Origin of the sequence: Neisseria sicca 4320, assembly GCF_000193735.1 — a bacterium.
Classification (GTDB): Bacteria; Pseudomonadota; Gammaproteobacteria; order Burkholderiales; family Neisseriaceae; genus Neisseria; species Neisseria sicca_E.
Genome location: NZ_AEPF01000080.1, coordinates 88,803 through 110,180, shown reverse-complemented (window position 1 = coordinate 110,180; position 21,378 = coordinate 88,803). Strand labels below are relative to the sequence as shown.

The window sequence follows — 21,378 nt, the reverse complement described above, 5'->3', positions numbered from 1 at the left end:
TAATGGGTGTATTCGGCTTTCTGTTCCCTTGTTGGCGCAATAAAGGCGAACATATGCTCCTTTGATGGACATTCTCTGCTAGGATTCGGGCAAGCCTTCAGCGGTGATCTTTTTATCCACTCTTTATACGGAGATAACACAATGAAAATAAAGCTATTGTTTTCTGCTTTGGCACTGTCTGCATTGATGATGGACGCTCAGGCGCATGTTACGATTCGCAATAATTCTAATGGTGTTGATAGTATTTCTGGAAAATCAGACCATTTCCGCCTGAATGTGCCGACCAATCGTGGTAAGGCGGTAACCGGGGTAAAAATGGTGGTTGCCGAAGGTGTGAAACTGTTGTTCATCCATCCTGTTCCGGGTTGGACTTATAAAACGGAAAAAGATGCCCAAGGCAATATCGTCAGCATTACTTACAAAGGCCGCATGGAAGCGGGCGAATTTACTTCGTTCCCGTTTATCGCGTTGAATCCTAAAGGCGATGTCTCAGTGAAATACAAAGCGTATGTCACTTACGCGGATGGCGTTGTGGTGCCGTTTGACGGTTCGGAAGAGGCAAAAGGCTATCAACCGACGATTCATCTGAAATAATCGCTCGGGAATGTTTGCCCTGATGCCGGCGGGTCAATCAAGATATTGAACCGATTGACAATCGGGCTGTAACGTTTTCCCTGCTAAAGACAGGTCGTCTGAAAACCTGAATCGGTTTTCAGACGACCTGTCTTTATTTTTTCCAATAAGCCGGTGTCAGCAAAATCAACACGGTAAAAATTTCCAAGCGTCCCAGCAGCATGACGGCCGAACACAGCCACTTTTGCACATCGCTCAATACCGCATAGCTGCCCGCCGGTCCGACTTCACCCAAGCCCGGTCCCGCATTGGTAATGCACGCGATGACGGCGGTGAAGGCTGAGATAAATTCCATCCCGCTTGCCATCAGCAAAAAGCTGAAGACAATCGTCGTCATGAAATAAATCGAAATAAAGGCCATCACCGTCAGCGCCATGCGGTCGTGAATCATGCGTCCGTTGACCTTGACCGTGCGCACTGCTCTCGGGTGCAGCAGAACCAACATTTCGCGCAGGCTGAATTTGAACAAAACCAATGCCCGCACGTTTTTAATGCCGCCGCCCATTGAGCCGGAGCTTGCCAGCAAATTGGACAGGAAAAACATCCACAGTGACACGATCAGCGGCCATTGCGCGAAATCCGTGTTGGAAAAACCGCTTGCCAACCCGATGGAGACAAAGTTGAAGCTCACAAAACGCAGCGAATCTCCAAAGGTTGCATAAAAATCCTTCTGCCACAGATATACCGCCGACATCAAAACACTTACCGCCAGCAGCGACAGCAGTACGCGGCACTCTTCGTCCCGCCAATAAGATTTGAGCGAGCGTCGTGTCAGTGCCGTGAAATGCGTGGCGAAGTTGATACCGCCCCAGAGCGTGAAAAACATGACCGCCCATTCGACGGTCAGCGAATCAAAATAAGCGATGCTGGCATCGTGTGTCGAAAAACCGCCCAACGACACCGCCGACATCGCGTGGCAAAGCGCGTCAAACCAGCTCATCCCCGCAAAATGCAGCGTCAGAAAAGCCGCCGTCGTCGTCATCGTATAGAAGAACCACAGCTTTTTTGCCACCTGCGAAATGCGCGGCGCCATCTTGCTTTCTTTGTCCATCCCCGGAATTTCAGCTTTGAAGAGCTGCGTTCCGCCCACGCCCAGCATCGGCAGAATCGCTACCGCCAGCACGATGATACCCATGCCGCCCAGCCAGTTGAGCATATGCCGCCAAAAATTTATCGACGGATCAAGCGTGTCCAAGCTTGTCATGACCGTCGCGCCCGTCGTCGTCAGTCCGGACATCGCCTCAAAAAACGCATCGGTAAAACTGATGCCCGGTATATGAATATAAATGGGCATGGACGCCACCAGCGCAAACGCCAGCCACAACATCAAAACCAACGTAAATCCGTCGCGCGGGCGAAGCTCGCGGCGAAACTGGAAAGTCAGCAACAAAACCGCGCAAGAAGTCAGCGTCGTCGCCAAAGCCGTGGAGGCAAATGCGGGAAACGCGTTGTCCAGAAAAAAATACGACATCAGCGTCGGCACTGCAAGGACCAATGAAAACAGCAGCCCCAGTCTGGACAAAATGTGGATAATGGGAAGTAACTTGTACATATCAATTAATCTTAACAAACCGGCCTGGCCATCCGGTATTTTCAGACGACCTTATCGTCATCAGTAATCGCAAACAGGCGTTATTTTAACAAATTATTGCCTTGCCTAGACGCAAAAGGGTAGAAGCGGAGGTCGTCTGAAAACCACATCCGCATCCCGTCCCGCGTTTGCCAGAAAACCCGCTTAAAGGTAAAATTCCGTATTCCAACATGGGTACTGCATCATGACTAAATTTATTTTCGTAACCGGCGGCGTCGTATCTTCACTCGGGAAAGGTATCGCCGCCGCTTCTATTGCCACCATCCTCGAATCGCGCGGTTTGAACGTGACCATGCTCAAGCTCGACCCTTATATCAACGTCGACCCCGGCACGATGAGTCCGTTTCAGCACGGCGAAGTGTTCGTCACCGACGACGGCGCGGAAACCGACCTCGACTTGGGACACTACGAACGCTTCATCAACGCCATCATGACCCGCCGCAACAGTTTCAGTACGGGGCAGGTGTACGAAAACGTCATCGCCAAAGAACGCCGCGGCGACTACCTCGGCGGCACGGTTCAAGTCATCCCGCACATTACCGACGAAATCAAACGCCGCATCCACGAAGGCGCGGCGGGTTACGATGTTGCCATCGTTGAAATCGGCGGTACGGTCGGCGACATTGAATCGCTGCCGTTTTTGGAAGCCATCCGTCAGATGCGCAGCCAGTTGGGACGCAACAACACCTTGTTCGCCCACTTGAGCTACGTTCCCTACATCGCCGCCGCCGGCGAAATCAAAACCAAGCCGACCCAGCACACCGTTAAAGAAATGTTGAGTATCGGTTTGCAACCCGACATCCTGATTTGCCGCATGGACAGGGAAATGCCCGCGGACGAACGCCGCAAAATCGCCCTGTTCTGCAATGTGGAAGAGCGCGCGATTGTGGGCAGCTACGACGTGGACAGCATCTACGAATGCCCCGAAATGTTGCACAACCAAGGCATCGACAATATCATTACCGAGCAGTTGCAGCTGAACGTGCAACAGGCGGATTTGACCGCGTGGAAAAAAATCGTCCATGCCATCAAAAATCCGAAACACACCGTCAAAATCGCCATGGTCGGCAAATACGTCGATTTGACCGAATCCTACAAATCGCTGATCGAAGCCTTGAAACACGCGGGCATCCACACCGAAACCGACGTGCAAATCACCTTTGTTGACAGCGAAAACATCGAGAAAAACAACGGCGACGTTTCCATGCTCAAAGACATGGACGCCATTCTCGTTCCCGGCGGTTTCGGCTCGCGCGGCGTGGAAGGCAAAATCGCCGCCGTGCGCTACGCCCGTGAAAACAACGTGCCATACTTGGGCATCTGCCTCGGTATGCAGATTGCGCTGATCGAATACGCCCGCGACGTGGCAGGCTTGAAAGGCGCGAACTCCACCGAGTTCGACCTCAAATGCGCCGCGCCCGTCGTCGCCCTGATTGACGAATGGCAAACTGCCGACGGCAGCGTCGAAACCCGCGACGAATCTGCCGATTTGGGCGGCACCATGCGTTTGGGTGCGCAAGAGGTTGAATTGAAAGCAGGCAGCCTCGCCGCCAAAATCTACGGCAGCGAACACATCCGCGAACGCCACCGCCACCGCTACGAAGTCAACAACAACTACGTTCCTACGCTGGAACAGGCAGGCTTGGTCATCGGCGGCGTATCCGCAGGACGCGAACGCTTGGTCGAAACCATCGAACTGCCGAACCATCCTTGGTTCTTCGCCTGCCAGTTCCACCCCGAGTTTACTTCCAACCCGCGCAAAGGCCATCCTTTGTTCACCGCGTTTGTCAAAGCCGCGTTGAACAATAAAAAAGGCTGATACTCGGCAAAAGGTCGTCTGAAAATAGAAAAAGCACCTCGGTTGAGGTGCTTTTTCTATTTTCAGACGACTATGGATAATGTTCATTCAGATAAAAATGGCTATCATCTTATTCCCCGCGAAATGGAAAAACGATTCTTAGTATTTTAAAAAGGATGAAGGGGAAGCCAATTTTAAAATTTCAAAATTCTAGCCTGTTCTGAAATGATGAGCTATGCCTTTCTATTTGAATTGACTATAAAAAATGTCGGCTTGTTGTAAAAAGTCTAAACTCTAATGAATAATAATTCCTATCAAGATGAAAAGCATTGTTTAAATATCGAAAGTTCATTATGATTGCGCAAACTGTTCCATTCCACGGGCCTGCTGTTTTCGGTTTTGAGTCTCTTATTTTGTGAAACGATAGGCCTAGATTTGATTCTTTGATTAAAGAGGAGTTTGTATGAAAAAAGCTATTATTGCCCTGACTATCGCGGCTTTGCCTTTTGCAGCATCCGCCGAAGTTGTTCTTTATGGACAAGTGAAAAGCAGCATCACCGCAGGACAAGTGAAAATCAAAGGCAGTGAAGGTACTGAAAAAAGCGCGACCGCTACCCGCATCAACGACAATACTTCGCGCATCGGCTTCAAAGGCAACGAGAAACTTTCAGACGACCTCAAAGTCATTTGGCAGGTTGAACAGCGTACCTCTATTTTAGGCGAATCCAACAGCCAACGTTTCGGCAACCGCAATTCCTTCATCGGTTTGGAAGGCAAGTTTGGTAAAGTTCGTGCCGGTAACATCGACAACATGCTCAACGAAATGGACACCATCGATCCGTGGATGTATAAAACCGATGCCATGGGTTTGGGTATCAACACCCGCACCGGCGTACGTACGACCTCTTTGCGTTATGACAGCCCTTCGTTCGGCGGATTCAAGTTCAATGCCTCCTACGCTCCGCGCGACAACCGCAATCCGGACGACAAATACGTACACGAAAAACCGAGCAAAGAGCAATATACTGCCGGTTTGATCTACGAAAACAACGGTTTTGCCACCAAACTGGGCTACGGTCATTATAAAGGCGCGTACACCAACAAAGACGGCAAAGTCAAAGCCGCCCAAATCGCGAAGATCGAAAGCTACTACGACAAAGACAACCTGTTTGTCGGCGTAGGTGCTCAATACGCCAAAGGTCATGAAAACGCGAACAAATATTTGGCGCACTTTACCGATGATTTCAATACCTACAAAGGTGTGGATATCACCAAAGATTCAGGCAAAGAAGAAGCTGTCAAAGTTGCCGATGCAGCCGTTACCGTAGGTTATACTGTCGGTAACGTAACCCCGCAAATCAGCTACGCTCACGGTTGGGCGGCAAAAGGCGTAAACAGCGGCGAGAAACTGGTTGATAAATTCGACCAAGTTGTAGTCGGTGCCAAATACAAATTCAGCAAACGTACTTCTATGCAAGCTCATGCCGGTTATATGAAACTGGGCAAAAAAACCCGCCTGACGCCGACTCAAACAGGATCTGTTGAACAAAAAGCCGTCTCTTTGGGATTGGCTCATAAGTTCTGATTAAACGGTACGGATAATCAGAAAATATATAAAGGTCGTCTGAAACCTGATTTTGGGTTTCAGACGACCTTTTATATTTGCTTTGAGAGCGTTTTACATCTGCACCAAGCCGTTGACGGTAATACTGATTTCTTCTGAGCCGGGAGAGGGAGCTTGGATAGCGTTGTTTTCGTCGCTTGCCGCACTTCTAACAATAGCGGATTCGGCACTCATCATTTTGGTGCGGGCGAAACCTAAACGGTCGTCGATGGAGCGGTTGCCGATGTGGCCTAAATTGAGTTTGACGATTTTGTAGTTGGAAAAGCCGAGCGTTTTCGCCAAGTCTTGCGCGCGGTCTTTGAAGCGCAGGATGGCGGCTTTGCTGACTTGATCGACGGCGGCTTCGCGTTTTTCTTTGGATATGCTGAAGCCGATGCGGTTGAGCGTGGCAGTTTGCAGCGTCTCGTCAGTCAGGCGGTTGATGGCGTCAAAGTCTTTGCTTTCGACTTTGAACAAGGCAACTTCTTCCCAGCCTGTTTGGATGCGTTTGCCGTTGTTGTTGTATTCATGGCGAGGGCTGGCTCTGCGGCTGAGGAGCTCGGCTTGGAGTTTGTTGTTTTGTACGGCTTTATTGAAGTCGTTGAATTTTTTCTGAAATGCTTTGTTAACCGTGGCGCGGTCTTTGCCTTCGGCATTGATGCTGAAGTGGGCGGTCATGGTATCGCGGGTTATTTCGAGATTGGCGGACTCGGCAAATTCGACCATGTTGTAATGAAGGGTGTCGGTTTCGGCTGCGGCGGGCAGGGCGGTTGCGAGCACGAGGGCGGCAAGGATGGGGCGTAACATGGATTTTCCTTTTTATATCGGAGGTTGAAATAAATAAGGCGGGATAATTTGTGTCAGGTCGTCTGAAAGCGCGGCTTCAACAAAGTTGAAAAAGTTCTGACTTTGCTGCAACAGGTTTCAGACGACCTTTGACGGTGTCAGCCGAAAAAGCCCATTTTGACTTGGATGAGTTTTTCGAGTTCGGGTAAGACGCGGCGGCGGGAAACGAAGAAAATGATGTGGTCGCCATCTTGGACAATGGTGTCGGTGTGGTGTCCCATGATCACTTCGCCTGTTTCGGCGCGGACAATGGCGGCGATGTAGCAGTCGCCCGGCCATTTGATGCCGCTGATGCGCCTGCCGACGATGGCGGAGGTGTTTTTGTCGCCATGGACGACGACTTCGATGGCTTCGGCAGTGCCGCGTCTGAGGGGATGTACGGCAACGATGTCGCCTCGGCGGATGTGGGCGAGGATGGAGCCGATGGTGATGAGGTGCGGCGACACGACGATGTCGATTTTGTTGCCTTCGAGCAAATCGACGTAGCTGGAGCGGTTGACGATGGTTACAACGCGCTTGGCGCCGAGGTTTTTCGCCAACAAGCTGGACATGATGTTGTTTTCGTCGTCGTTGGTCAGGGCGCAGAATACGTCGATTTCGTCGATGTATTCTTCGTCCAGTAGTGTTTCGTCAGTGGCGTTGCCTTGCAGGACGAGGGTGTTATCAAGGTTTTCGGCGAGCCACTCGGCGCGGCGGGGGTTGTATTCGACGATTTTGATGTCGTATTTGGATTCGAGCTGCTTGGCGAGGCGGTAGCCGATGTTGCCACCGCCGGCAATCATGATGCGGCGGGTGCGCGCTTCTTTGGGACGCAGTTCGCGCATGATGGTGTTGACGCTGTTGGTGTCGGCGGCAAAAAGTACCTCGTCGCCTTCGATGATGACGGTTTGCGGCGTGGGAACGATGAGGCGGTTGTTGCGGTATATGGCGCAGATTTGGCAGTCCACGCCTTCGGGGAGGTGTTGGTTGATTTCGGCAATTTCACGGTTGACGAGCAGCCCGCCTTTACGCGCCTGTACGATGACCATGCGGACTTTGTCGTCGGCAAACCGCAATACTTGCAACGCGCTGGTGTAGCTGAGCAGCCCGACGAGCTGTTCGGTAACGAGTTGCTCGGGGCTGATGGTTTCGGTAATGTCGAAGACGGTAAGGCTGCCGTTTTCCGTGTCGCCGTTTTCAGGGTAGGGGTATTCCAGATATTCGCTGGAACGCACGCGGGCGATGCGGCTGGGAATATTGAAAAGGTCGGCGGCGATTTTACAGGCGACGATATTGGTTTCGTCGCTGCGGGTCAGGGCGAGCAGAAGGTCGGAGTCCGCCGCGTCCGCCTGTTCGAGAATGAACGGCGATGCGCCGTTGCCGAGTATGGTTTGGACGTCGAGGCGGCTGCCGATGTGTTGCAGGGCTTTTTCGTTGATGTCGATAACGGTAACGTCGTTGCTGGAAACGGAGGCGAGGTTTTGCGCGACGGTCGAGCCGACCTGTCCGCTGCCGAGGATGAGGATTTTCACGGTTTTTTGGGGGGATTGGTAAGGATGATGGGATTGTATAGTAAAACAAAATAAAAAGGCTGAGACCTTTGCAAAATTCCCCAAAAATCCCCACCAAGATTTTTAGGGGATTTCTTATGACCACCTTTTCCCAACAAACCGCGCAAACCATGATTGCTAAACACATCGACTGCCTCCCATTGCTAAAGCTGGAGCAGGTGATTGATTGGCAACCAACCGATCGAGCAGTATCTGAATCCTCAAAGCCTCCGTCCTGTTCGGTCAATAACACAGCCTTTCCGATCTTGAACTCGAACACAGTCTCGTTATCCACATCGATTTCAACCTGAGACCTTTGTAAAATAAAATAGCCCTTTTCCCAAAAAACAACCGAAACTCAAGCACAGATTTTCGACTGTTGGAGAAAAGAAGGTAAAAGAGAGCTATTTTGCAAAGGTCTCGGCTTGTCTGAAAACGGATTCACGGTTTTCAGACGACGTTTGAGATCGTATGAAAGTTTGAAATAATAGTGTGAACGGCAAAGAACGCGTGCGTGCGTACCGCACCACGCTACGTCGGTTTTAAAGTTTATACCGCCCGTGGTTGGTGAGAATACGGGCTACGGCTTACTACTAGTATTCATAAAGCTGTTAGGCATACTGGTCAAAAATCGTTAAAGAAAGGTCACTAAAAATGAGAAAACTATCAATATCATCAGATGAGGGATTGGTTTCAACAAGAACAATTCAACAATTCGCCGAAGATGTAGGGGTCGTTTGTCCTGTTTCATATGTATCACTTCTTAGTAAACATGATCATTTATACTCTAAAGAAAATATTTTCAATTTTGTCAATCAATACGGTGAAAATGATGAAAGGGATATTTCATTTTTAGGGTATAAGCAAAATTTAGGCTATGAGGATATTTATAGCTATTCATGTATTGATGATGAATATGGGTATGCAAAAAAAGTGATTGCTTTTGGGATTTCAGCTAATGGCGATTATATCTGTTTTGATTACAGAAAATGCAATGAAAATCCATGTATCATTCTGATGCATCATGATGATTTTTATGAAGATGAGAATGGAGATACAAAAATGGTAACTAGCCATATTGCAGATAGTTTTGATGCTTTTTTGGATATGCTATATGAACTTTCAGATTAAGTGCGTAGGGTGTATGGCGTAGCCACGCACGCGGTTAGTTTGGCGTAGGTCGGATTCTCGAATCCGACATTTCAAGCATTGCTGCAATAGATTGCAATGGCCAGTATGTTAAAGATTTTGTCGGATACAAGTATCCGACCTACACTTGCTGCAACGCGCTGGTGTAGCTGAGCAGCCCGACGAGCTGTTAGGTAACGAGTTGTTCGGGGCTGATGGTTTCGGTGATGTCGAAGACGGTAAGGCTGCCGTTTTCCGTATCGTCATTTTCGGGGTAGGGGTATTCCAGATATTCGCTGGAACGTACGCGGGCGATGCGGCTGGGAATATTGAAGAGGTCGGCGGCGATTTTACAGGCGACGATGTTGGTTTCGTCGCTGCGGGTCAGGGCGAGCAGGAGGTCGGAATCTGCCGCGCCCGCCTGTTCGAGGATGAACGGGGATGCACCGTTACCGAGTATGGTTTGGACGTCGAGGCGGCTGCCGATGTGTTGCAGGGCTTTTTCGTCGATATCGATAACGGTAACGTCGTTGCTGGAAACGGAGGCGAGGTTTTGCGCGACGGTCGAGCCGACCTGTCCGCTGCCGAGGATAAGGATTTTCACGGTTTGGGCGGGTGGGTTGGTAAGGATGATGGGATTGTATAACAAAAGGTCGTCTGAAAACCTATTTTCAGACGACCTTTTGTTGATTTCAGGCACGGTTTACCAGTAACCCAGCACTTTCCACCAGATAATGCCGATGGTGCCGAAAATCAGGATTTCGACCACGCTCATGATGAAGCCGGCTTTCCACCATTCGGTCATGCTGACATAGTTCGAGCCGTAGATGACGGGGGATGAACCTGAAGCGTAGTGGGTCAGCGACATCATGATGCCGGTGGCGGACGCCATAATCAGGGCGAACAGCATCGGCGGTGCGCCCAAGGCGAGGCATGCGCCGTAGAACGCGCCGAACATGGCGGTAACGTGTGCCGTGCCGCTGGCGAAAACGTAGTGGGCGTAGAGGTAGGCGAGTACCAACAGGGCGCAGCCGGCTTCCCAGCCCAAGCCGAGATGGGAGATGCCGCCCTGCATGGATTCGGACAGCCAGGCAATCAGCCCCAATTTGTTGAGGAAGTTCGCCATCATGACCAAGGCGGCAAACCAGACGATGGTGTCCCACGCGCCTTTTTCTTTCAACGCGTCGCCCCAAGTCAGTACGCCGGTGAGCAGACACAGGGAGAGGCCGAGGAAGGTGGTGGCGGTGGCATCGACTTTCACGCCGAACAGCATTTCGGGAACGCCCGCCCACAAAAGCAGCAGAATCACGAAAATGCCGAGCATGATTTTTTCGTCGCGCTTCATCGCGCCCATCTCTTTCAGTTTTTCTTTGGCAAGGGCGGTCGCGTTAGGCGTTTGTTTGATTTCGGGCGGATACAGGAAATACAGCACCAGCGGCATCAGGAACATGGCGATCAGGCCGGGTACGACCATGGCGGCGAACCATGTGCCCCAAGAGAGGTGGATTTCCGAATTGGTGGCTTTGGCGACCAATTCGACGACCAGCGGGTTGGGCGCGGTCGCGGTAATGAAGATACAGCAGGTGATGATGTTGGCGTGGTAGTTGACCAGCGCGAGGTATTTACCGATTTTGCCCTCAGTGCCTTTTTCGGGGTCGGAATCGAAACTCAGGGCGATGGAACGCATAATCGGGTGTACAATCGCACCGCCGCGCGCGGTGTTGCTCGGTGTAACCGGTCCGATGACCAAGTCGGCTAGTGCCAAGCTGTAACCTACGCCCAGCGTGCGTTTGCCGAAAAGAGAAATCAGAAGGTAGCCGATACGCATCCCCAAGCCGGTTTTCAACAAACCGCGCGAGATGATGATGGCGATACCGATCATCCAGATTAACGAGTTGTTGAGGCTGCTTAGAGCGTCTTTGGTTGCGTCGGCGGCTTTTTCGTTGGTCACGCCGGTCAGCGCGACCAAGGTAATGCCCAAAATCGCCATTGCGCCGATGGACATGGCTTTGCCGATGATGCCGGCGATGATGCCGACGAACAACGCCAAAAGGTGCCATGCATCGGGCGATACGCCCTGCGGCACGGGTATGACGAACCAGATAATCAGCGTCAGCGCGAGCGCAACCGCAGCAGGAATTGGCTTGAAGCCCATGTTGAGTCTCCTAGTTTGAGGTATCGGGGAAATCGGATTTCAGACGACGTGTGCCTGATTTTGGTGGGGAGAGGTTGTCTGAAACGTATTTAGGCGGCAGTTGTTTTTTATGTTTTTCTTTTGGGTGTTTGTGTCATGCGTACTTTTTGTTGCCATCTTTTTCAGACGACGTTTTTTTAGGTTATTGTGTTTTGCCCTCTCCCTAACCCTCTCCCACGGGGAGAGGGAATAATGACGCTGAAAATCAACCTTTATCGGATTTTCTGCAATCTGTCCCCTCTACCTGCGGGAGAGGGAATAATGGTGCTGAGATCAACTATTATCAGATTTCCTGCAAGCCGTTCCCTCTCCCCGTGGAAGAGGGTTAGGGAGAGGGGAAAATCACAGGGTGCACCGTATCGTTTTCCTTGATGGCAAATCTTCTGGTAAGTTTTAGTCAGACGACGTGTGCCGGTTTTGGAGGGGGAGGTCGTCTGAAACGTCTTTGGCAGCAGTTATTTTTTATGTTTTTCTTTTGAGTGTTTGGGTAATGCGTATTTGTGTTGCCATCTTTTTCAGACGACGTTTCTTGAGGTTATTGGGTTTTGCCCTCTCCCTAGCCCTCTCCCGCGGGGAGAGGGGAAGGATTGCAGAAAATCCGATAATGGTCGGTTTCAGCACCATCATCCCCTCTCCCCGCGGGAGAGGGCTAGGGAGAGGGCAAAACCTCAGATTTAGCAGATTCGGTTGTGAAACCCAACAAATACTGAACCCCTAATCATCATGTTGGTTCATGTCCCAACCTAAGAGCATTTTTCAGACGACCTCCATATAGAAAAGGTCGTCTGAAACGCCGTATCGGATTAATCCTGCTCCGCCGCCAGTCCGTACTCTTTGGGGAAGGTACGCAGCGAGCTTTGCAACACGGTAACCGCGCCGTCAATCAGGCCGCAGCGACCGCTTCGGGGCAGCAGTTGGCACAGGCTTTGCAAGGCGCGGAGGTCGTCTGAAGTACCGATGCCGGTATCCACGCGGTTGAGCAGGCGTGAAAGTTGGAACGTACCGCCTTTGCACGGCGGGCATTGTCCGCATGAGTTGGAGGCAAAAAAATTCCACATACTCGGCCACTTTGCGCACGACGCTGGTGCCTTCGGAAATCACAATCATCGCGCCCGTGCCGAGGCTGGATTTGCGTTCGCGCACGGACACGAAGTCCAAAGGCACGTCCAAATCTTTGACGGTCAAAAGCGTGTTTGACGGGCCGCCGGTGAAGACGGCTTTAAACGTGCGCCCTTCGAGCATACCGCCGCCGTGGTCGAAAATCAGCGATTGCAGGGTTGTGCCCATCGGCAGTTCGTACAGGCCCGGATTCAATACGTCGCCGGAAAGCGAGTAGAGTTTCGTGCCTGCGGCATCGCCCAAACCCAGTGATTTGTACCATTCCGCGCCTTTGGCAAGGATTTGCGGAATGTTGGCGAAGGTTTCGGTGTTGTTGATTAAGGTCGGTTCGCCTGCTACGCCGCTTTCGGCAGGGAACGGCGGCTTGCGGCGCGGGAACGGGAAACCGCCTTCCAACCATGAAATCACGGCGGTTTCTTCGCCGCCGATGTAGCGGCCTGAAGTTTCGACCAATTTCAGGTCTAAAGGTTTGCCCAGATAGTTTTCGATGCGGATGAACAAATCGCTTTTTTTCCACTGCTCGATGGCGGGCACGATGGAGGCGACGGATTCGGTCTGGTGCGGGTTGACATACATAATCGCTTTGTTGGCGCGGCAGGCGACAGCGGCGATCAGGACGCCTTCGATGACTTGGTGCGGCGTTTTCGCCAGCAATACGCGGTCTTTGAACGTACCCGGTTCGTCTTCGTTGGCATTGCAGACGACGTATTTGTCGCCGTGTTTGCTTTGGGCGGCAACGGCAGCCTCCCATTTGCGCCAGGTCGGGAAACCTGCGCCGCCCATGCCGCAGAGGTTGGCGTCTTGCAGCTTGGAAACGATGCTTTGAGGATCGGCAAGCGCCACCAGCAGGCCTTCGCCGCCGCCGACTTTGCGCCATGCGGCCAAATCCGCGCCGACTTGGCGGGACGGGTGCAGTAAGTTTTGATTGGCTTGGTTCATGATTGTTGCTCCTGCAAACCGGCGTGTTCGCGCAAATCGAATTTGCCGTAGTCGGGATATAAAACGGGGGCTTTGATGTCGCTGGTCAGCCCGGCGCGGGTCATTTCGCGTTGCAGATCGTGGACGTGTCCGACACCGCCGCGCACTTTTTTCAGCGGCAGGCCGCAACTGGCGGCGGCTTTACCCGCGCGGCGGCCGAAGCTGATGATGTCCAGAAGCGCGTTGCCCATCAGGCGGTTGCGGCCATGGATGCCGCCGGTTACTTCGCCGGCGCAATAGAGGCCTTCGACGCAGGTCGCGCCGTCGCCGTTGATTTCGACGCCGCCGTTTTGGTAGTGCAGGGTCGGATGGATCATCACGGGTTCGACGGCGGGGTCGATGCCGCATTTGTGGGCGACGTGGCCGAGCGTAACCAGACGGTTCAACACATCAGGATCGTTTTCAATCAGGCGCGGGGTGTCGAGGAACACACCGACCTGTCCGTCTCGCACCACGCCGCGGCCTTCGCGGCACTCGCGCAAGATGGCAGCGGCAACGACGTCGCGCGGCTGTAATTCGTCAACGAAACGTTCGCCCAAACCGTTGACCAGTTTGGTGCCTGCGGAGCGCACGGCTTCGGAAATCAGTGCGCCTGCCAAGTGCGGCGGATGGGCGACGCCGGTCGGATGGTATTGGAAGGAATCGATGTCGCGCAGTTTCGCGCCGATGCGGTATGCCATCACCAGACCGTCGGCGGTTGCTCCGTAGTGGTTGGAAGTGGCGAAACCCTGTAAATGCAGCCGTCCGCTGCCGCCGGTTGCCAAGACCACGGCTTTGGCGTGAACCAATACCAAAGAGCGTTTTTCCAAATCGTACAAAATCGCGCCGACGCAGCGACCGTGTTCGTCCGACAATAATTCGATGGCGGGGTGGCGGTTGAGCTGGGTGATGTTTTCGTCAAGTTCGACCGCCTCGCGCAGTACGCGCATCATTTCGAGGCCGGTAAAGTCGCGGTAGCTCAGGATGCGCGGCACGGTCGTACCGCCTGCGCGCTTGCGGCTCAACATGCCGTTGCTGTCCGCGCCTTTGGTAAGGTCGAAAGTCATGCCCAAGCCGATCAGCCAGCGGATGGCGGACGGCGCGTCGGTAACCATTTGCGCCACCAATTCTTTCTTGCCTGCGTTGTGTCCGCCTTTGATGGTGTCGTCAAAGTGCTGCTGCAAGCTGTCTTCTGCGCCGACCGCCGCCTGAATGCCGCCTTCTGCCATTACGGTATTGCTGTCGCCGATACGCAGCTTGTTTGCCATAATCACGCGCGCTCCTGCTTCGGTCGCGGATAACGCCGCTGCCGCGCCCGCACCGCCGCCGCCGATAACCAGCACGTCGGTGTTCAAATGTTCCGCGCCCGACAAATCATAGTCGTCAATCAGCGGATGACTGATCAGCAGTTTTGCCAAATCAGGATGGCAGTAATCGCCCGTGTTCGGACCGATGGGCAGTTTGACGCGCGCATTGGCCTGATAGTCGGGGTGAAACTGGCTCAATAATTCGTTTTTTTCCGGCAGGTCGCCGCGTAGTTCCAATGAGGAAGGGCGCAGGTTGGCAAGGGCGGTTTCGTAGTCTATGCCTTGGATTTCGTTCGCCATCACATTGCCTCCTCTTCAAATTCGACTTTCATTTTGCCGCTGTCGATTTCGCGCAGGCGGCGCATCAAATCCACCGGACGCAGCGTGCGCGCTGCTTTCATACGGCGGGCGAACAGACCTAAGTGGTTCGGACGGATGTGTTCGGGGCAGGAAAGGGTGCAGAGGTTGCACATCACGCATTGGTCGAAGGTCAGCGCAGCCGCGCCGAAATCGCCGGATATTACTTGCGCTACGCCGTTTTCCACTTCCAAACCTTTGGGGCAGGCGCGATTGCAGCCGCCGCAATGACGACAGTTTTGCGCTTCGGGGAAGGCTTTGGCGGTGTCGTCCAGCCAGTTCCAGCCGTCGCCGACCTCGCTTACGTCGTAATATTGGATATGCTCGGGAATGAAGTAGTCCAAGAAGCTGACCTGCATCCCTTCTTCGACTTTGGTTTCACACGCCAATGCAGTCGTTACCTCGTGCTCGCCTTCCTTGCGGATCATGCAGCGGCACGAACCGCACACGCCTTGCCCCATACAGCCGACGTTGGCGGTAATCGCGCTGCCGGCACGGGCATAGGCCTGAATGATTGACGAGTCGGCGGAGGCTTTGACCTCGTGGCCGTCTATGGTCAGGGTTAACAAGTTTTCACTCATGGTAGTGTCCTGTGGAATGAGATAGGGGAAATTGGATGTGTGTATTTTTATTACAAAATTTTTAGAAGTGCGGATATTTTTGGGAAATATCTTATAAATCAATGTCTGACTGTCTTTTATCAGTGTATCAGAATTTAGATTTTTTGATGATGGCGAAGTCTGAAAGACAGGATAGGGGCTGATTGTGAACAAAAAATAGCGGTTTTCAGACGAACTTTACGCCATCTTGTTATTTTGTAAGATAAAATAAACTTACGATAAAGGAATAACTGCTAAAAACCGTTTTGAAATACGAGTAAATATCATTATTAAGTGATTGATATAAAAGTATATATCTATGTATTTATTAGATAAATTTGCCAAGTATAAGCAAATGCAAATGGTGTTATAAAATTTCAGAAAAGCAGCTAAGTTTGACTTCCATCAAAAATCATCATGGGTAGAATGACACGGCTTTTACATTTGTGTATGGTTGAAAAAAGAAGGATAGGTCGTCTGAAAAGTAATTGTTTATTGTTTAAATTTATGGTTTTAGTAGGTTTGGTTGCAGCGATGAAGCCGAAGTTTTCAGACGACCCCTTAAGATTTGAATCATCGGTTTGCTTGTAGTTTTATTTCTGTCTGTGAAAATTGCCGACAATATCCGTTATCATCATCCGAGTGGAATGATGGGTTATTAAGTTGTATAAGAATCAATCAATTATAAAAATTATATTGTCGCTCATAGCGATTGACAGCACTATTACACCGATTAAGGTCGTCTGAAAAACGACATCTATAAAAAGTGAACAAACCCTCCCTACCATGAGAAAAGGAACACAATCATGACCGTCATCAAGCAAGAAGACTTTATCCAAAGTATCTGCGATGCCTTCCAATTCATCAGCTATTACCACCCGAAAGACTACATCGACGCGCTCTATAAAGCGTGGCAGAAGGAAGAAAATCCCGCCGCCAAAGACGCGATGACGCAGATTTTGGTCAACAGCCGCATGTGTGCGGAAAACAACCGCCCCATCTGCCAAGATACCGGTATCGCAACCGTCTTCCTCAAAGTCGGCATGAACGTCCAATGGGATGCGGACATGAGCGTGGAAGAAATGGTTAACGAAGGCGTACGCCGCGCCTACACTTGGGAAGGCAATACGCTGCGCGCGTCCGTTCTCGCAGACCCCGCCGGCAAACGTCAAAACACCAAAGACAATACCCCCGCCGTCATCCATATGAGCATCGTGCCGGGCGACAAAGTCGAAGTAACCTGCGCGGCAAAAGGCGGCGGCTCTGAAAACAAATCCAAACTCGCCATGCTCAATCCTTCAGACAACATCGTCGATTGGGTATTGAAAACCATCCCGACCATGGGCGCGGGCTGGTGTCCTCCCGGCATCTTGGGCATCGGTATCGGCGGCACACCCGAAAAAGCCGTACTGATGGCAAAAGAATCCCTGATGAGCCACATCGACATTCAAGAGTTGCAGGAAAAAGCAGCGTCCGGCGCAGAATTGTCCACCACCGAAGCCCTGCGCCTCGAACTCTTTGAAAAAGTCAACGCGCTGGGCATCGGCGCACAAGGTTTGGGCGGGCTGACCACCGTGTTGGACGTCAAAATCCTCGATTACCCGACCCATGCCGCTTCCAAACCGATTGCCATGATTCCGAACTGCGCCGCCACCCGCCACGTCGATTTCGAATTGGACGGCTCAGCCCCGGTCGAACTGACCCCGCCGCGCGTCGAAGACTGGCCCGATTTGACTTACAGCCCCGACAACGGCAAACGCATCGATGTCGATAAGCTGACCAAAGAAGAAGTTGCCAGCTGGAAAACAGGCGACGTATTGCTGTTGAACGGCAAAATCCTCACCGGCCGCGATGCCGCGCACAAACGCCTCGTCGATATGCTCGACAAAGGCGAAGAGTTGCCCGTCGATTTCACCAACCGCCTGATTTACTACGTCGGCCCCGTCGATCCGGTCGGCGACGAAGTCGTCGGTCCCGCAGGTCCGACCACCGCCACCCGCATGGACAAATTCACCCGCCAAATGCTCGAACAAACCGGCCTCTTGGGCATGATCGGCAAGTCCGAGCGCGGCGCAGCCACCTGCGAAGCCATTGCCGACAACAAAGCCGTGTACCTCATGGCAGTCGGCGGCGCGGCATACCTCGTGGCAAAAGCCATCAAATCTTCCAAAGTATTGGCGTTCCCCGAATTGGGCATGGAAGCGGTTTACGAATTTGAAGTCAAAGACATGCCCGTAACCGTCGCCGTGGACAGCAAAGGCGAGTCCATCCACGCCACCGCCCCGCGCCAATGGCAGGCAAAAATCGGCATCATCCCCGTCGAGTCCTAATGTCTTGAAGCCGGGTTGAAAAAGGTCGTCTGAAAACTCGGAATACGGTTTTCAGACGACTTTTTGGCTAATACGGTTTCAATGGCGTAAAACCGGCATCCGTATTCCGGCAAAACCCTGCGACAAAGCGTAAAAAACCGCTATAATTGCTGACAATTTTCCCTTTCAGACGACCTTTTTTAGACTGGGGTCGTCTGAAAAAACAGACAAGGAAGAAATCCGATGAAAAACTACCAAGCGCCCGACGAGAAGGGCTTTTTCGGCGAACACGGCGGACTTTATGTCTCCGAAACCCTGATTCCCGCCTTGCAAGAACTGGCGGATGCCTATAAAGCAGCGAAAAACGACCCGTCGTTTTGGGAAGAGTTCCACCGCGATTTGAAACACTACGTCGGCAGACCCAGCCCCGTTTACCATGCCGCGCGATTGTCCGAGCATTTGGGCGGCGCGCAAATCTGGTTGAAACGCGAAGACTTGAACCACACAGGCGCGCACAAGGTAAACAACACCATCGGTCAGGCATTGCTCGCCCGCCGCATGGGCAAAAAACGCGTCATCGCCGAAACCGGCGCGGGTCAGCATGGCGTGGCCTCCGCCACCGTCGCCGCCCGCTTCGGCATGACTTGCGACGTGTACATGGGCGAGGACGACATCCAGCGTCAAATGCCCAACGTGTTCCGCATGAAATTGTTGGGCGCAAACGTAGTCAGCGTCGACAGCGGCAGCCGCACACTGAAAGACGCGATGAACGAAGCCATGCGCGAATGGGTCGCCCGCGTGGACGACACGTTCTACATCATCGGCACCGCCGCCGGACCTGCGCCGTATCCCGAAATGGTGCGCGATTTCCAATGCGTTATCGGCAACGAAGCCAAAGCGCAGATGCAGGAAGCCATCGGCAGACAGCCCGACGTCGCCGTTGCCTGCGTCGGCGGCGGCTCGAACGCCATCGGACTGTTCCACCCTTATATCGGCGAAGAAAACGTGCGCCTCATCGGCGTGGAAGCCGGCGGTTTGGGCGTGGACACCCCCGACCACGCCGCACCGATTACCAGCAAAGCCCCCATCGGCGTATTGCACGGCTTCCGCAGCTACCTGATGCAGGACAAAAACGGCCAAGTCTTGGGGACGCACTCCGTTTCCGCAGGCCTCGACTACCCCGGCATCGGCCCGGAACACAGCCATTTGAACGACATCCAACGCGTCGAATACACCGTCGCCAAAGATGACGAAGCACTCGAAGCCTTTGATTTATTGTGCCGCTTCGAAGGCATCATCCCCGCGCTCGAATCCAGCCACGCCCTCGCATGGGCAGTCGCCAACGCGCCGAAAATGGGCAAAGACCAAGTGATTCTGGTCAACCTGTCCGGCCGCGGCGATAAAGACATCAATTCCGTGGCGAAGCTGAAAGGGATTGAGTTGTAAGCATCGCCGTTGAGCGGATAAAGACAAGAGGTCGTCTGAAAACTGGGTAAATAGGTTTCAGACGACCTTTTACCTTTTCAATAACAAATTAAAGTTATGGAGGTTTGGTCTGCCGCATCATGCCGTTATAATGCGGGTTGCAGCATTTTGAAAGGGCAGGGCGATGGAAGAATGGTTTGAACGGACTATTGTCGGCCGCTATACGGCGGAGCGGGAAAAGCAGTTTTTTGCGCATTACTTGGAGCGGTTTGCGCCTTGCGGTGTTCAAACCGTCGTCCGACAGGGCGGCGAATGGCTGATGTCGTCTGAAAACGTGGTTGCTGTGCCCCGCGATGTATTGATGACGGCAGACGCTATGGCTTGGGAGAGCCATTCTATTGATGTGCTGCTGATGCCGCACAGTCATGAAACTGCCGCGCTGACGCAAGTGCTGCATGAAGCGTCCAGGGTGTTGAAACCTGAAGGGCGGTTGGTTTTGACGGGGTTTAATCCGAAATCTTTGTGGTTTTTCAGCAAGTGGTTTGATGGAACGCACCTGCCTAAAAAGGAGTATTGCCTGACTTTGCCGGCGTTGAAACAGCGGCTGGCGGATTTGGATTTTGAGGTGGAATTCGGAAAGTTTATGGTGTACCTGCCTGCTGTGAATTCGCAAAAGGGGCTGCGGTTTTGGCGTTTTATGGAGAAGGCGGGGGACAGGTGGTGGCCGCAGTGCGCGGCGGTGTACGGTTTGGTTTTGGTCAAGCGTATGGCAGGGGTTACGCCGTTGCCTGAGTTTGAAAAAATATTGGGAACGCAGACAGTGGCTTTGGGTGCGGCGCGGATTTCGGATTGAGAAATGCAGCGTTGGTAAAGCCGGTATGACTGGTTTTCAGACGACCTTTTGAGGCTGAATATTTGAAAACGGTAGGTTTGGCTCCATAAAAATAGCCTCTTCTATATTTGTCATTCTGCCTTGAATTTGCTGCTTTCTTCCTGCAAAGCCGATTGGTTGCAAATTGTCAGGCTGCGTTGGCATCGGTAGAATCGCAGGTCGTCTGAAAAAGTCGATGTTGACTGTATAGCTTGAGGATAAAGAAAATGCCGGAATTGCCCGAGGTGGAAACAACTTTGCGCGGTATCAGCCCGCATATTCAAGGTAAAAAGGTGGCGGATGTCGTGTTGCGCCAAACCAAGCTGCGCTGGCAGGTCAATCCGCAGTTGGCGGAGCTTTTGGCGGGGCAGGAAGTATTGATCTGTCGTCGTCGGGCGAAATATCTGATTATCGGTTTTGCAACGGGTATTTTGTTGATTCATCTGGGTATGTCGGGCAGCTTACGGATTTTTACGGACGGCGACGTGCGGATTGATCATCCTGACAAACACGACCATGTGGACATTGTGTTTGCGGACGGAACGGTGTTGCGCTATCACGACCCGCGCAAGTTCGGCGCGATTTTGTGGTACGAAGGCATTGCGGAACATCATCCGCTCCTTGAAAAACTGGGCCCTGAGCCGCTTTCAGACGACTTCTCCGCCGATTATCTGTATCAAAAGCTCAAAACGCAAAAACGCGCGGTCAAACTCGCTCTGATGGATAATGCCGTCGTGGTCGGCGTAGGCAATATTTATGCGAACGAAAGCTTGTTTAAATCGGGCATATCGCCACACCGCCCAGCGGACAAGATTAAGAAAAAAGAATGCGTTGTGTTGGTGGAGACGGTCAAAGCAGTGTTGCAGCGCGCGATTGAAACCGGCGGCAGCACGTTGCGCGACTTCGTCAACAGCGACGGTAAAAGCGGCTATTTCCAGCAAGAATATACGGTGTACGGCAGACACAACGAACCCTGCGTCCGTTGCGGCGGTTTGGTACGGAAGGAAGTTTTGGGGCAGCGCGGGACGTTTTATTGTCCGAACTGCCAAAAATAATGTTTGAACCTGTTTTCAGACGACCCCTTCTGTCATCTTAAGGTCGTCTGAAAACTT

14 protein-coding genes and 3 pseudogenes are annotated in these 21,378 nt (G+C 52.4%); 9 read left to right on the top strand and 8 right to left on the bottom strand.

All coding sequences use genetic code 11. From position 1 onward, the window contains the following. Positions 1-141: 141 nt before the first annotated feature. Positions 142-594: a DUF1775 domain-containing protein gene (locus NSCA4_RS0108445; protein ID WP_029609669.1), complete on the top strand. Its 453-nt coding sequence runs from the start codon at positions 142-144 to the stop codon at positions 592-594. Between the two features lie 133 nt (positions 595-727). On the opposite strand, the gene NSCA4_RS0108440 is transcribed toward NSCA4_RS0108445, so the two are convergent. Continuing rightward, positions 728-2,185 carry a TrkH family potassium uptake protein gene (locus NSCA4_RS0108440; protein WP_016687724.1) on the bottom strand — a complete coding sequence of 486 codons (1,458 nt, stop codon included), beginning with the start codon at positions 2,183-2,185 and terminating at the stop codon, positions 728-730. Positions 2,186-2,408: 223 nt separating this feature from the next. On the opposite strand from NSCA4_RS0108440, the gene pyrG reads away from it, so the two are divergent. Beyond that, positions 2,409-4,043 (top strand): CTP synthase, encoded by a 1,635-nt coding sequence (gene pyrG, locus NSCA4_RS0108435; protein WP_016687723.1) that lies wholly within the window; start codon positions 2,409-2,411, stop codon positions 4,041-4,043. Positions 4,044-4,485: 442 nt separating this feature from the next. Next, the gene (locus NSCA4_RS0108430; RefSeq protein WP_016687722.1) at positions 4,486-5,607 is read left to right on the top strand and encodes a porin; all 1,122 of its coding nucleotides are present in this window, start codon (positions 4,486-4,488) and stop codon (positions 5,605-5,607) included. 93 nt (positions 5,608-5,700) lie between these two features. Here the strand turns inward: NSCA4_RS0108430 and NSCA4_RS0108425 are convergent, their stop codons facing one another. Both NSCA4_RS0108425 and trkA read right to left on the bottom strand, forming a co-directional pair. Then, positions 5,701-6,432, bottom strand: coding sequence for an SIMPL domain-containing protein (locus NSCA4_RS0108425; protein ID WP_016687721.1), 732 nt, complete (start codon positions 6,430-6,432; stop codon positions 5,701-5,703). Positions 6,433-6,569: 137 nt separating this feature from the next. Then, positions 6,570-7,982: a Trk system potassium transporter TrkA gene (gene trkA, locus NSCA4_RS0108420; RefSeq protein ID WP_016687720.1), complete on the bottom strand. Its 1,413-nt coding sequence runs from the start codon at positions 7,980-7,982 to the stop codon at positions 6,570-6,572. A gap of 116 nt (positions 7,983-8,098) precedes the next feature. Here trkA and NSCA4_RS14680 point away from each other — a divergent pair. Both NSCA4_RS14680 and NSCA4_RS0108415 read left to right on the top strand, forming a co-directional pair. Beyond that, a pseudogene (locus NSCA4_RS14680) lies at positions 8,099-8,310 on the top strand (IS5/IS1182 family transposase); the annotation flags it as partial. A gap of 344 nt (positions 8,311-8,654) precedes the next feature. Next, a complete protein-coding gene (locus tag NSCA4_RS0108415; RefSeq protein ID WP_016687719.1) occupies positions 8,655-9,131 on the top strand; it encodes an SMI1/KNR4 family protein in 477 nt (158 codons plus the stop codon). Between the two features lie 190 nt (positions 9,132-9,321). On the opposite strand, the pseudogene NSCA4_RS0108410 reads toward NSCA4_RS0108415, so the two are convergent. The 5 genes and pseudogenes from NSCA4_RS0108410 to NSCA4_RS0108390 all read right to left on the bottom strand — a co-directional run. Beyond that, positions 9,322-9,732, bottom strand: a pseudogene (locus NSCA4_RS0108410) (NAD-binding protein); the annotation flags it as partial. 99 nt (positions 9,733-9,831) lie between these two features. Further along, positions 9,832-11,283, bottom strand: coding sequence for a DASS family sodium-coupled anion symporter (locus NSCA4_RS0108405; RefSeq protein WP_016687717.1), 1,452 nt, complete (start codon positions 11,281-11,283; stop codon positions 9,832-9,834). A gap of 842 nt (positions 11,284-12,125) precedes the next feature. Continuing rightward, a pseudogene (locus tag NSCA4_RS12985) lies at positions 12,126-13,380 on the bottom strand (complex I 51 kDa subunit family protein). Further along, a complete protein-coding gene (locus NSCA4_RS0108395) occupies positions 13,377-15,005 on the bottom strand; it encodes an FAD-binding protein (protein WP_016687716.1) in 1,629 nt (542 codons plus the stop codon). The pseudogene NSCA4_RS12985 and the gene NSCA4_RS0108395 overlap by 4 nt, the downstream one beginning before the upstream one ends. Then, positions 15,005-15,643, bottom strand: coding sequence for a 2Fe-2S iron-sulfur cluster-binding protein (locus tag NSCA4_RS0108390; RefSeq protein WP_016687715.1), 639 nt, complete (start codon positions 15,641-15,643; stop codon positions 15,005-15,007). The genes NSCA4_RS0108395 and NSCA4_RS0108390 overlap by 1 nt, the downstream gene beginning before the upstream one ends. A gap of 824 nt (positions 15,644-16,467) precedes the next feature. On the opposite strand from NSCA4_RS0108390, the gene NSCA4_RS0108385 reads away from it, so the two are divergent. The 4 genes from NSCA4_RS0108385 (at position 16,468) to mutM (ending at position 21,321) form a co-directional block, all read left to right on the top strand. Next, a complete protein-coding gene (locus NSCA4_RS0108385; protein ID WP_016687714.1) occupies positions 16,468-17,991 on the top strand; it encodes a fumarate hydratase in 1,524 nt (507 codons plus the stop codon). Between the two features lie 222 nt (positions 17,992-18,213). Further along, positions 18,214-19,416: a tryptophan synthase subunit beta gene (gene trpB, locus NSCA4_RS0108380; protein ID WP_016687713.1), complete on the top strand. Its 1,203-nt coding sequence runs from the start codon at positions 18,214-18,216 to the stop codon at positions 19,414-19,416. A 163-nt stretch (positions 19,417-19,579) separates the two neighbouring features. Beyond that, positions 19,580-20,248, top strand: a complete 669-nt coding sequence (locus tag NSCA4_RS0108375) for a class I SAM-dependent methyltransferase (protein WP_016687712.1) — start codon at positions 19,580-19,582, stop codon at positions 20,246-20,248. 245 nt (positions 20,249-20,493) lie between these two features. Further along, positions 20,494-21,321, top strand: coding sequence for a bifunctional DNA-formamidopyrimidine glycosylase/DNA-(apurinic or apyrimidinic site) lyase (gene mutM / locus NSCA4_RS0108365; RefSeq protein ID WP_016687710.1), 828 nt, complete (start codon positions 20,494-20,496; stop codon positions 21,319-21,321). Positions 21,322-21,378: the final 57 nt, after the last annotated feature.